Origin of the sequence: Rhodococcus sp. RCBS9 (assembly GCF_029457415.1) — a bacterium.
In the GTDB taxonomy this organism is placed as follows: domain Bacteria; phylum Actinomycetota; class Actinomycetes; order Mycobacteriales; family Mycobacteriaceae; genus Rhodococcus_F; species Rhodococcus_F qingshengii.
On sequence record NZ_CP120422.1, the window covers coordinates 4,260,633 to 4,272,547 of the forward strand.

An 11,915-nucleotide genomic window follows, 5' to 3' on the forward strand; every position below is an offset into this window, starting at 1 on the left:
CCTTTATTAACCGCGGGCGGTTAATAAAGGCGCACAGGGGTTACCCCATGTGGACTGCACCCTCGGCGGGCAGATCACCCTTCTTGGCGCGGACCAGCACCAGCACTACCGGTGCGATGATCGCCAACAGGATTGCCGCCCAACCGAATGCGGCCGAGTATCCGGATACCTCGGCGCCGAAGAAGTAGTCCGTCATCGAGGCGACGAAGTCCTGCACCGGCTGGGGGAGTAGCGCCAATTGGTCACCAGTCGGGATGGTCGCGTTCGACATGTCGACAGGAATGCCTTCCGGCGGGATCGGCGCCGCGTTGTCGGCGGTGAAGGCCGACTTTGCCGAAGCGTAGATCGTGGTGAACAGTGCGGTTCCGAGTGCGCCGCCGATCTGCAGGGTGGCGTTGACCAGGGCACTGGCAGCGCCGGCGTCGTGGTCGGGGACACCGATCAGTGCGAGGTTCTGCATCGGCACCATCAGCAGACCGAGTCCGAAGCCGAAGATGGCGAGGCCGGGGAACACGTGCGTCCAGTAGGAGCTGTGTACCTCGATCTGGGTCAGCATGAGCAGTCCTACCGCTGCCACCAGCGGGCCGGCGACCATGAGCGGCTTGGGGCCGATCTTGGTGGACAACTGCGCTGCGATGGTCGACGCCAAGACGATGAAAAATGCCATCGGCAGCGATCCGACGCCGGCCATGACCGGGCTGAATCCGAGCACGATCTGCAGGTAGAACGTCAGGTACAACGTGCCGCCGAGCAGGGCGGCGCCCACCAGCATGGAGCCGATCAGAGCAGCGCCGCGATCACGATGCCACGGAACGCTCAGCGGTAGAAGCGGATTCTTGCTGCGGCTCTCGACGACCACGAAGATCGCGAGGAAGACCAGACCCAGTGCGATGAACAGCAAAGTGTCCGCCTGACCCCAGCCGTGCTCGGCGCGTGTGAATCCGTAGACCAGTGAGCCGAGCCCCAGGGCGATGAGGACAGCGCCGGGAAGGTCGTAGCTCGTGTCGCCGTGCGCTTTGGTTTCCTTGACGATCGGGACGGCCGCAGCGATGGCGATCAGCGCGATCGGGATGTTGACGAGCAGGCACCAGCGCCAGTCGACGTACTGCGTCAGCACTCCACCGAGGAGAAGGCCGATAGCAGCGCCACCGCCGGAGATCGCGCCGTAGACGGCAAAAGCCTTGGCGCGCTCCTTCTCTCCGATGAAGGTGGTGGTGAGCATCGACAGCGCGGCGGGCGCGAGCAGTGCTGCGAAGACGCCCTGGCCGGCGCGAGCGATGAACAGTTCGATACCGCTCTGCGCGATGCCGCCGATGCCGGAGGCAACCGCGAAGCCCGCCATGCCGACGATGAAGGATCGCTTTCGGCCCCAGTAGTCCGCGATACGTCCGCCGAGGAGCAGCAGCGCACCGAACGCCAAGGCGTACGACGTGACCACCCACGCGCGGTCAAGGTCGCTTATGCCCAGTTCCTCCTGGGCTGCCGGTAGGGCGATGGAGACGATGGTGCCGTCGAGCACCACCATGAGTTGAGCGAACGCGACGATGCAGAGCACCAGCCAGCGACGTTGATGATTCGGATTCTCGGAGACAGCCGGGATCGGTGGCAGAGTGCCGCCGTCGACGTGGGACGTGGTGGTCATTGGAAAAAGGTATTCCAGCCTTCTCGGGTGAGTCAAACGAAATAGTTCGTTCGGTTACCATCATCACTATGGCTCCCACTGACGTGACCGCGACGAAACAGCGAATCCTCGACGCTGCGCAAGAAGAATTCGGCACCTACGGGCTTGCCGGTGCGCGCATCGATCGGATTGCGAAGAACGGAAACGCCAGTAAGGAGCGCCTCTACGCCTATTTCGGTGACAAGGTCGCGTTGTTCCACGCGGTGCTCGACGTCGACTTCGAGCAGGCGATGGAATCCGTCGAGTTCACCGGTGAAGACATGCCCGCGCATGCCGTCGAACTGTTCGACGCAATGCTCGGCAAACCACAGATTCAACGGATGATGATCTGGGGTCAATTGCAGGGTGAGGCACCACGGATGAAGAAGCTGGCCGAGGAACATTCCAGCTGGGTTCCGCGAATGGCCACGATCCGCAAGGCTCAAGAAGACGGCCTCATCTCGAAGCACTGGGACCCCCAGGACCTGATCACGATGCTGTTCGGCCTCGTGTTCGGCTGGGTGGTGGCCCCCGGTGTGGCCGACAACCAGAACGTCGACGCCGACGAGATCGCGCGCCGCCGTGAAGTGGTGCGCGAGGCCGTCACTCGAATCTGCAAGCCGTGACTGTCAGCGAGAGAGGTACGCGGCCCAACCGCCGTAGTCGGTGATGTCAGCTGCGCCGTTTACGGCGTCATGAGTGCAGCTGAAACCGACTGTCGTTCTGCCGTCGGATAACTCGACGCTCGTGAGCGCCATCGGTGCAGGCAAGGCGGCGAGGAACGTTCCCAGCCCGGCCGGTGAGATTCGGAAGATCTCGCCGACGACCGGTGCGCCGAGTCCAGGGCCACGGCGTACCAGGCCGGGCTTCGGTGGCGTCGTGTCGAGAGCGAAGAGCCGGTAGGCATCCGAGGTCGTGACGGTTTCGACGTACCGCGCGCCGAGGTCGACCAACTGTGTGTTGAGGGGTTGCCCGCGCAGGTGAGCGCCGAATACTGCGAGGTCGATTCCGGTATCGACGAGGGTGGGTGAAGGCGCACCGCCGAGTCGCGCAGCGAGGTCGATGGCGATCTGGTCGTCGAAAGCGGGTACGACGAACATGACGCCGAACGGGTGATCTTCGGCAGTGCGGTGTCCGGGCGCCGCGACGGCCGCCATGTCGAGCAGGTTGCAGAAGTTGGTGAAAGTTCCCATCCGGCGGTTGATTCCGAACGGATCCTCGGTCACGGCGGCAATCGTCGGGTGTTCGGTGGTGGTGGGAAGCAGTAGGGCGTCGAACCCGGCGAGGAGTTCCCGGGCGGCAGCCTTGGCGCGGGTGAGAGCATCGAGATCGTCGACTAGCTGGTATCCGGTGGGGTGCTTCGCACCGAGCACGATGTCGGACACCGCGGGATCTGCTCCGGCAGGACGAGTTTCGAGGAACTCGCCGGCAGCGGCGTACCGCTGCGCCACTACGGCGCCGTCGTAGAGCAATCGGGCCGCGTCGAGCAGTCCGGATATGTCGACGGTCTCGGTCTCGGCGCCGCCGGCTACCAGAGCTGCCACAGTGTCCTGAAATGCTGCTGTATACGACGGGCTCAGTTGAGTGAGATCCTCGATTCGGGGGACGGCGACGCGGGGATTCGGCGCCGCCGCGAGACGAACGTCGGAAGGCCAGACGCGGCTGCGGGGATCCCGAGGTTCGTGGCCGATCATGATTGCCGCTGCCGCGGTTGCCGATTCGAGGTCGTCGGCAAATACCGTCAGAGCGTCGTAGTCGACGCAGGCGGGCACTACTCCGTGGGCGGGGATGACGCCGAGCGAGAGCTTGAGTCCGTAGATCCCGTGGAACGCTGCCGGCACCCGGCCGGAACCGGCGGTGTCGGTGCCGATTCCGATGTCTGCAATTCCCAGCGCGACAGCGACGGCGGATCCGGAGCTACTACCGCCCGAGATCAACTCTTCGTCCCAGGCGCAGCGAACGGCTCCGTACGGACTGCGCGTTCCGACCAGTCCGGTGGCGAACTGGTCCAGATTGGTCTTCCCCAGAACAACAGCCCCGTGCTCGATCAACCGCGCAACGGCACTGGCGGTTTCGTCCGGCGAATACGCGAATTCGGGGCACGCCGCTGTGGTCGGCAGACCGGCGACGTCGACGTTGTCCTTGACGGCGACCAGACGCCCAGCCAGAGGAAGATGCTCGCCCGCGGCGATTCTGGCTTCGACCGAAGCGGCATCGGCAAGCACATCTTCCTTGCGGCGCAACGTGATCCAGACTTCGGGGCGATCTACTTCCTCGATCCGCTGGAATGCCTGCTCGACCCGGGCTGTCGGGGTGAAAACTTCTGCTGCGATGGTCATGGTGTGTACTGCTCCGATCAGTCCGTGATGTTGGCGAGTGAGAGCGCGGTGATCGCGCGGGTCACCCGGTCGAGGACGACGTCGAGAGACTCGCCGATGTGCTGGTGCAAAAGCGTGCGGGCCTCGGGCAGATTGCCGGCACGTAGTTCTTCGAGGATTCGAATGTGCTCCGCGATCGAGGTGTCGATGCGGCCGTTGACCATGAAGTCGTACATCCGAACGTGCCGGATACGGGAATTCACCGACAGCAGCGACGCGACCAGTTCATTGTTTCCCGACGCCCTCAGTACGGCGACGTGGAATTCCTCGTCCAGTTCGACGAACCCCGGTTCCTGAGCGGGCGGATCGAGAGCCAGGGCACGCCACCGCACCAATTCGTCGTCGAGGATTGTTCGGTCGTGCCGGATCGTCGGATCTGCGATCGCCCGGGTAATTCCCTGTAGTTCCAGAGTGATTCGGAGTTCATACAGATCTCGGATCCGCGGGATACTCGGGCGCACGGCGGAGAACCCGTACTCTTCCCGGCGCAGGAGTCCATCGGCGCACAGCATCGTCAACGCTTCCCGTACTGGTGTGCGAGAAATGCCGAAACGCGTGGAGAGTTTCGGTTCCGTCAGGCGCTGATCGAACCCGATAGTCCCGTTGACCAGTTCGGTGCGTAGTTCCCGGTAGACCACCTCACGCAGTGGCTCCGGCGCCGTATTCATCCCTGTCGACATACCTGTATACGCTATTGATCAGGTGTTTCGTCCAGATGTCTTCGGGTTAGAGCTGAGTTACGGCCGCCGCGGAACTTCAGGAGAAGTCGCGCTGAACCCGCAAGGTTCCGATCGTGGTGGCCAGGCCGTCGTACTGAGTGACCAACAAGGTGAATTCGATCAACCGACGATCGTCGAGATGCTGCGAGAGCGTTCCCCACGTGTTGTCGGTGATGTCCTTGGTGGTGACCAACTCGTCGACCGCAGTCAAGATCGCACGGTGACGCGGACTCAACTCGGAAGCGCCAGGGCCCTCGATGATTCGGGCCAGTTCTTCTGCGTCGATTCCGGCTTTGCGGCCGAGCCTGATGTGGTGATCCATCTCGTAACCGCAGTCCCGCAGATGCGCGACCCGCAGGATGATCAGTTCGGTGTCGTGGCGAGAGATCTTGCCGCCGGGCATGAGTGAGCCGGAGTAGTGCAGCCAACCGCGGAAGAGTCCACCCGTGCGCCCCAAGGTGCTGAACAGATGCGCATCGGGTGCTCCGGCAGCCTTCGACAGGACACGCCAGATTCCCCAGTTGATCGGACCGAGGTCTTTGAATCGGCCGGGCGGGATGCGGGGGTTCATGCGACTCCACGGATGTGAGAGGGACGGAGGTCGATAGCTCGTTGCGCGATGTGGCGAACCGCGGCGCTGCGGCGGGGCGCGTGTACGCGTGACTTCCGGCCGACGATACCGCGCTCGAACGCGTCGACGGCGTCAGCGACGGTCGTGGTGCCGACGCTGGCGAGGGTTCCGCGTGCTCCGTCGAACGACAGTGCGGTGGTATCGGTGTCGATGTCGCCGATATACGCGACGCCCACCTTGGTGCCGAGGTGTTTCATTTCCAAGCGCAACGCGTCACCCAAGGCTTCGACGCCGGCGCGCGAAGCACCGAACGGTCCGCGAAACGGATGCTTGGCGGCGCCGTGAGCCGAGGCGACCACCAGGGCGTAACCGTTTTCGTGACTGATGTGCGGACCGGCTGCGCGCAGGGTGTAGTACGTGCCCATGAGATTGACTTCGACGGCGCGGCGCATGTCCGCAGGGTCGCCGCCGAGGATCGACGAGTTCGCCTCGACACCGGCATTGGCGACGACGACGTCGATGCCTCCCAGCTTCTCAGCGATGTAGTCGACGCCGCGAGATACCTGCTCGAGGTCGGCGACGTCGCACAACTGCCACGGCGCGCGGCCGCAGGAAGTGGCGACTTGCTCGAGAAGTTCCGGCTCGAGGCCGAGCAGTCCCACGGACGCACCACGGTCGTACAGGCGTCTGGCCAGCGAAGAACCGATATTGCGGGCAGCGCCGGTGATCAGGATGCGCCGACCCGTCAGATCGTCGCCACTGCTCTTGGCCGATTCGGCCTTGCCCGCCTCGCTCTTGCCCATGTGCTGTGTCCCTACGCAGTTACCTTCTGGTCCTCCGACGCTAACACCGCCGGGTAGCTGCGACTGCAAGTACCGCCAACTCCGTCCGAACGGGTGTTCAGACCGATGCGGCTTCGAGACGCGGATGTGACGAGGAAGCCTGGGTCGACCGCAATCGACGGAATCGGACCACGGCAACGACGGCGGCAACAGCGGCGAGGATCACCAACGGCAGTGACGGACCCATCGTGGGTTCGATGACAACCAGTAGCACCGGCAGTCCGAATCCGAGATAGGTGCCGACGTAGAAGATCCCGGTCAGGGCGCCCCGCGAGGCCGGGGGAGCCAGCGACTCGAGGTCGAGCAGTCCCTCACGCAGACACAGTCCGTAGGCCGTACCGAGGACGAGCGCGCAGACGATGAACAACCCGAGCGCGGGGTGTGCGCCGCCGACGGCGACCAGGCAGTATCCGAGCGCCGCCAGTGCGGCGCCGACCGTGCCGGCCTGAGGACCCCAATTGCGATGGCGCGCAGCGGTTTGAACCAAGATTCCAGCACCCAGAGTCAGCGCCGCCGCGAAACCCGGAAGGAGAGGGCCGGAGTAGCGGTCTCCGAGCCTGGCCGTCATGGTCACAAAAGAGACTGTTGCGCTGGCGAACACCCACGGCGCCAACGGAAGTGCCCAGAGCAGCGCATTTGCGACGGAGCGCTCCGCGCCGTCTGGCGCATTTGCGACGGAGCGCTCCGCGCCGTCTGGGACGGGTGTGATGGTCGCGGCTTCTACGGGAACAGGTGTACGACTCCACACAGCTGCCGCGGTAACCGAACCCACCGACAAGACGGCCGAGACGACAAAGGGCGTAGCGAGTGGGAAGGCGGCAAATTGTGCCAACAGACCCGAAAACAGTGGTCCCAGTGCAAAACCCGAGGTGAGTACTACGCCCGCCATCACGGTTCCGGACTTGCCGCGAAGGTCAGCCGCCCACGCGGTACCGGCGCCGATTGCCAGACCGGCACCGATACCGACAACGAGGCGCCCGACCATGAGCCCGGGCGCGTCGTGCCAGAGAAGAAGAATCAAGGTTCCGAGCGAGGCTATGAGCGCTCCGGGCAGGACGACTACAGCTCGGCCGACGCGATCCGACAGTGCTCCACCGGTCAACAGGCCGGGTAGAAGTCCGAGCGCGTAGATACCGAAAACACCGTCGAGCACGGTATGCGAAAGGCCCTCGTCCACCCGGAGAACCGGGATGAGCGAAGCAAAGTGGTTGGCGGCCCAACCCGTCGAAAGTAGAACTGCCAGTACCGAGATGAACCCGCGACGGGATGGATCGCCCATACCGGCAGCTTAGGCGGGTACCAGATCGCTCACGTCGGCGAGGAGTTCGAACGTGCGCAACCAAGCCTCGCGGTTGGTGCCGGTCGACACCGTGATCAGCTCGTCGGCCTGTGCATGCTCGGTGAACTCGTCGAGGTAGGCGCGGACCTCCGTGGGCGTGCCGATGGCGCTGTACTTGGTCATCTGCAGAACCTGCTGACCCGCGGGGGAGTCGAGCAGCATGTCCGCTTCGTCGTCCGTGAACTTGCGTCCGCGTCCGAGAAGAAGGCTGACGCGCGAACGCTTGGCCGCGAGGAAGTCCTGCTGAGCCTGCTCATGGGTGTCGGCGGCGATGACGTTGACGCCCGCGATGACGTACGGCTCCGCCAACTGCTCCGACGGCTTGAACTCGCGTCGATAGATCGCGACGGCGTCGCGCAGGGCGTTGGGGGCGAAGTGCGAGGCAAATGCATACGGCAGGCCGAGCATCGCGGCGAGCTTGGCTCCGAACAATGACGATCCGAGAATGTAGAGCGGAACGTGAGTGCCCTTACCGGGAACGGCATTGATTCCGGGGACGCGCGAAGTGTCGCCGAGGTAGCCCTGAAGCTCGAGTACGTCCTGCGGGAAGCTGTCCGAAGAACTCGGGTCGCGTCGCAAAGCCTGCATCGTCTTCTGATCACTACCGGGCGCGCGACCGAGACCGAGATCGATGCGACCCGGGTGCAGAGTCTCGAGGGTGCCGAACTGCTCGGCGATCGTCAGCGGCGCGTGGTTGGGCAGCATGATTCCACCGGCGCCGAGGCGGATTTTGCTGGTGTGCGCGGCGACGTGGCTGATCAGAACGCTGGTGGCCGAAGACGCGATGGAACCCATGTTGTGGTGCTCGGCATACCAGATTCGCTTGTAACCCCACTCCTCGGCACGCTGCGCCAAGGTCACGCTGGCGTCGAAGCTGTCTTTGGCGGTTTCGTTGTCGCCGATGTGGGCGAGATCGAGGATGGAAAGTGGGACGGCCATGAATGTGGTGCCTTTCTCAGCGAATAGAACGCAAACGTCGTTGGAAGGTGCAACCATCTGGCCGGCTTTCCTATTTCCGCCTGGTCAGCGCCCACGGATGGTGGCGAGGCGGACAAGGCGTGAAGTTCTTGTCTCGATTTCGGTCATTTCGGATATTTCGGATGAAATTGGGGGCTAGATTTCCCGAATCGGAGGTTCTTTCGCATTCCAAGTGAATCGAGACCAGCATGGCCACTGATCGGAAGGCTGTAAACAAGCGCAAAGTACGTGCATTACTTGCCGGAGGACTTGTCCTCGGTATCGGCGCCGCTGTCACCTTGGCGGCGTGGACAGACAACGTTTTCGGCGACGCGCAGTTCAAGACGGGAAGTTGGAATCTCCAGGGCAGCTTCGACGGACTGACGACCTGGGGTGAGTATCAAGTGGACGCTTCCGCCGGCCACTTCCAATTCAGCACGGGATTCGACGCACTCTCACCCGGAACGACGGTATACGCGCCGGTAGCGCTTCGGATCGGTCCCACGGCCAGCACTTCCGGCGCGACGGTACAACTACTCGGTGCAACGGGCGGTGATACCGACCTCAAACCCGCCCTGCGGTACTCGGTGTATCGAGGTGTCCCCTCCACGACCTGCACGGCAGCGGGAATTGGAGCAGGAACAGCATGGGTAGGCACGACAGCCAGTCCGGTGGCCTTGACGGCAGGTTCGGGTTCGGATGTCACCTTGCTAGGCACGGGCGTGCCGGTGGAACTGTGCTTCGCGGTCACGCTGCCTGCCGGAGTCGACCCTTCGATCGTGTCGGGCAAGAACACCGGGCGCTTGCTCTGGCAGTTCACCGGCCAGTCCACCCCCTGACGCCTGCGTGGTCACACGGCGAATGCGTCAGGTGTACGCACTGGCGGCCTCGGGACTCGTCCTGGGTATCGGTGCAACCACCGTGGCCGCCAGTTGGGTGGACAGCACGATGGGCGATGCATCGTTTCGCACCGGAACATTCGGAATCGAGTCGAACGTCGGCGGTGGATGGTCGTCGCATTCATCCAGTGCCCCTGGCGTTTTCACGTACACGCCCTCGGCGCTCCTGATTCGCCCCGGTGCGTTCTCGTACGGCCCGATATCTCTTCGAACAGTGCCGGTCTCGCCGGCAGCATCCGTCACTCTGCAGGCGGCCACGGTTGCCGGCGACTCCACTCTGGCGTCGGCGCTGCGGTATCGGGTGGTCAAGTCGACGACCTGTGATGCGTCAGCCTTCGCCACGGGAACACCACAATTCGTGGTGGGAAGTGCGACGGTGTTTCCGTCGCTCTCAACTGGTTCCGCAGTCGGGGCCATCGCGCTACCCACCGGTGGAGCGTCCCCGGGCGCCGCGGTGGCGCTGTGCTTCGAGATTTCGCTGCCCGCAACCTCGGCTAATTGGAGCAACTCGGCGCTGACCGGTAAAACGGCAACTCCCACTTGGCAGTTCAGTGCAACACCCTGAAGGAGCTGCAATGCCAACACATGCCCGGGCAACACATGCCCGGACGAAGAAGCGTTCGATCCCCACGATCATCGGGGACTGCATCCTTCAGGTTCTTGCAGTCGGTGGGGTCATCTGTATCGCTTTGGTGATCTGTGCCTTCGTTTTCGACATCACACTGATCATGTTCAAGACCGGATCGATGTCGCCGACCATTCCGACCGGATCTCTGGCAGTTGTGCGGGAAGTACCGGCAGATTCCGTCGAGGTGGGCGACGTCGTCACCGTCGATCGGGGAGTGTCCGAACTGCCGGTGACCCACCGGGTCGTCTCCGCTCGTACCCAGGACAACGGCATCACGATTCTCGATCTCAAGGGTGATGCCAACGCTTCGGCTGATCCCGCGGTATACGAGGTCACCAGGGTCCGAAAGGTGCTCTGGCACGTTCCGGGATTGGCGCGGGTGATCGTCTACTTCTCGAATCCTCTTGTTCTGGGGGCGATCACGCTGACCATGGCCGCTTTGGTGGTCGCGGTATTCTGGCCGCGCAATACCGATGACGACGATGATGCCGACTCGGCCGACCCGAAAACCGAACCCATTCAGGTTCTTCTACCGCCAGACGGCGGTAGACAATGAAGCGTCGCCACCTGTTTTCAGTCATCGTATTGGCAGTTGCGGTTGTTCTGGGCTCTGGTTTCTCGTCTCACCCACTCCTCGGAGAGACAGAAGCGGCGTGGACAGACTCCGAGTACGTTACCGGCCCGATTTCCACCGGTTCATGGACGACGAGTGGGTACGGCAGAGGCGCCGGCGGGCTCGGGTTGTCCAGTGGCGGAATCGTGATAGATCTTTTCGGCAGTTCGATGTTCGAAGGTGTCTCACAACAGAACACGATTGGAAAGGACCTGGACACAACCAATCTGGTGGTTGCAAAGCTACTGGGCGTCAACTCGTTGTCCCGGACCGGATCGATCTCGACGTGCGCTGCCTACTCGGTCGGGCAGCCAGCGAGCGGCCGCTGCCAGTCGGCAATTGTTTCGGATACCGATGCGACGTCGACACTCACCTCGATGACCGTGACAGTGAACTTGCTGTCTCTACTGGGGGTTGATCTGGTCAGTGCGCCGATAGTCACTGTGGCATCGCCGATTACGGCAGGGGCTGCGTGCGATACCTCGAACAGGGCATCGGTATCGGCGAGTAGCCCCACGAATCAGGTGACGGTGGGATCTCGCGTCCTCACGATTCCACAGCCTGCCGAGAACGCATCGGTGACGGTAACAGGGGCGGACGCCACTGTGAACGCCGCTGGCTTGGCGACGATTCAATACACGAACATCAAGCTCGTGAGCACGCGAACGTCCACGGCAACAACGGCGCAATCGACGCTGAGCGTGAGTCTTTCGATGGCAGCTTTTGCGATTCTGGGGGCGCAGATACTGGGCACCACAAACGTGACATTCAATCTTGTAACGGCCCAATGCGGAATTGGCAGCGCGACATACCCGGTCACGCCGCTGAGCCTCCCAACCGGATTTGCTGCGCGTGCGGTCAGCCCGACGTCTACTTCGGTGAGCGAACCCCCGTCATCGACGACTTCTTCGACCACGGCAGCTGAGACCACGGCAGCTGAGAACACTGCAGGGATGACGACCACCGCGTCTGTGCCGACACCGACAGCAACCCCGACATCGACAGCAACCCCGACATCGACAGCAACCCCGACAACGACGGCTACACCAACTACGAGCACACCGGCTCCGGCAGATCCAATCGGGACAGCGATCCACGGCCCTGCCGATTCGAGCATCTCCGCCTTCACCACGGATACCGGACTCTCCTGCGAGGTTGCTCCTGACGCGGACTACACGAGCGAAGTTGCAGTCGAATGCTCGGACGGCACAACGGGTACGGTCCCCGGTTCTGAACTCGGCCCGCAGCCAACCGTAGCGGGGGAGTATCTGCTGGTCCCCCTGACGAGAGACCACGTCACCGAAGTCTT

At 63.1% G+C, this 11,915-nt stretch carries 13 protein-coding genes; 4 read left to right on the forward strand and 9 right to left on the reverse strand.

Translation table 11 applies throughout. The features are described 5' to 3' along the window. Positions 1 to 40 precede the first annotated feature (40 nt). Positions 41 to 1,642, reverse strand: coding sequence for an MFS transporter (locus tag P0M12_RS20050; protein WP_003941517.1), 1,602 nt, complete (start codon positions 1,640 to 1,642; stop codon positions 41 to 43). 68 nt (positions 1,643 to 1,710) lie between these two features. On the opposite strand from P0M12_RS20050, the gene P0M12_RS20055 reads away from it, so the two are divergent. Then, positions 1,711 to 2,286, forward strand: a complete 576-nt coding sequence (locus P0M12_RS20055) for a TetR family transcriptional regulator (RefSeq protein WP_003941498.1) — start codon at positions 1,711 to 1,713, stop codon at positions 2,284 to 2,286. A gap of 3 nt (positions 2,287 to 2,289) precedes the next feature. Here P0M12_RS20055 and atzF read toward each other — a convergent pair whose 3' ends face one another. The 6 genes from atzF to P0M12_RS20085 all read right to left on the reverse strand — a co-directional run bounded on the left by atzF (position 2,290) and on the right by P0M12_RS20085 (position 8,448). After that, the gene (atzF, locus tag P0M12_RS20060; RefSeq protein WP_277376742.1) at positions 2,290 to 3,999 is read right to left on the reverse strand and encodes an allophanate hydrolase; all 1,710 of its coding nucleotides are present in this window, start codon (positions 3,997 to 3,999) and stop codon (positions 2,290 to 2,292) included. Positions 4,000 to 4,016: 17 nt separating this feature from the next. Then, on the reverse strand, positions 4,017 to 4,718 hold the full coding sequence (locus P0M12_RS20065; protein ID WP_019744458.1) for a GntR family transcriptional regulator: 702 nt from the start codon (positions 4,716 to 4,718) through the stop codon (positions 4,017 to 4,019). A gap of 76 nt (positions 4,719 to 4,794) precedes the next feature. Next, positions 4,795 to 5,328 carry a carboxymuconolactone decarboxylase family protein gene (locus P0M12_RS20070; RefSeq protein WP_019744457.1) on the reverse strand — a complete coding sequence of 178 codons (534 nt, stop codon included), beginning with the start codon at positions 5,326 to 5,328 and terminating at the stop codon, positions 4,795 to 4,797. Further along, entirely contained in the window at positions 5,325 to 6,131 is an 807-nt protein-coding gene (locus tag P0M12_RS20075) for an SDR family NAD(P)-dependent oxidoreductase (protein WP_054186871.1), read from the reverse strand. Before P0M12_RS20075 ends, P0M12_RS20070 begins: the two co-directional genes overlap by 4 nt. 97 nt (positions 6,132 to 6,228) lie before the next feature. Beyond that, positions 6,229 to 7,449 carry an MFS transporter gene (locus P0M12_RS20080; RefSeq protein WP_158171044.1) on the reverse strand — a complete coding sequence of 407 codons (1,221 nt, stop codon included), beginning with the start codon at positions 7,447 to 7,449 and terminating at the stop codon, positions 6,229 to 6,231. Positions 7,450 to 7,458: 9 nt separating this feature from the next. Continuing rightward, a complete protein-coding gene (locus P0M12_RS20085) occupies positions 7,459 to 8,448 on the reverse strand; it encodes an LLM class flavin-dependent oxidoreductase (RefSeq protein ID WP_039973481.1) in 990 nt (329 codons plus the stop codon). A gap of 227 nt (positions 8,449 to 8,675) precedes the next feature. Here P0M12_RS20085 and P0M12_RS20090 point away from each other — a divergent pair, with 227 nt between their 5' ends. Genes P0M12_RS20090 through P0M12_RS20100 form a run of 3 tightly spaced genes read left to right on the forward strand, consistent with a single transcriptional unit; the run spans position 8,676 to position 10,549 of the window. Further along, positions 8,676 to 9,305: a SipW-dependent-type signal peptide-containing protein gene (locus P0M12_RS20090; RefSeq protein ID WP_007735401.1), complete on the forward strand. Its 630-nt coding sequence runs from the start codon at positions 8,676 to 8,678 to the stop codon at positions 9,303 to 9,305. Positions 9,306 to 9,312: 7 nt separating this feature from the next. Beyond that, on the forward strand, positions 9,313 to 9,930 hold the full coding sequence (locus P0M12_RS20095) for a hypothetical protein (protein ID WP_228232510.1): 618 nt from the start codon (positions 9,313 to 9,315) through the stop codon (positions 9,928 to 9,930). A gap of 10 nt (positions 9,931 to 9,940) precedes the next feature. After that, positions 9,941 to 10,549 (forward strand): signal peptidase I, encoded by a 609-nt coding sequence (locus tag P0M12_RS20100; RefSeq protein WP_047268865.1) that lies wholly within the window; start codon positions 9,941 to 9,943, stop codon positions 10,547 to 10,549. Between the two features lie 352 nt (positions 10,550 to 10,901). Here P0M12_RS20100 and P0M12_RS20105 read toward each other — a convergent pair whose 3' ends face one another. Next, positions 10,902 to 11,123 carry a hypothetical protein gene (locus P0M12_RS20105; RefSeq protein ID WP_042923314.1) on the reverse strand — a complete coding sequence of 74 codons (222 nt, stop codon included), beginning with the start codon at positions 11,121 to 11,123 and terminating at the stop codon, positions 10,902 to 10,904. Positions 11,124 to 11,237: 114 nt separating this feature from the next. Continuing rightward, entirely contained in the window at positions 11,238 to 11,738 is a 501-nt protein-coding gene (locus P0M12_RS20110) for a hypothetical protein (protein ID WP_064114035.1), read from the reverse strand. Positions 11,739 to 11,915 lie beyond the last annotated feature (177 nt).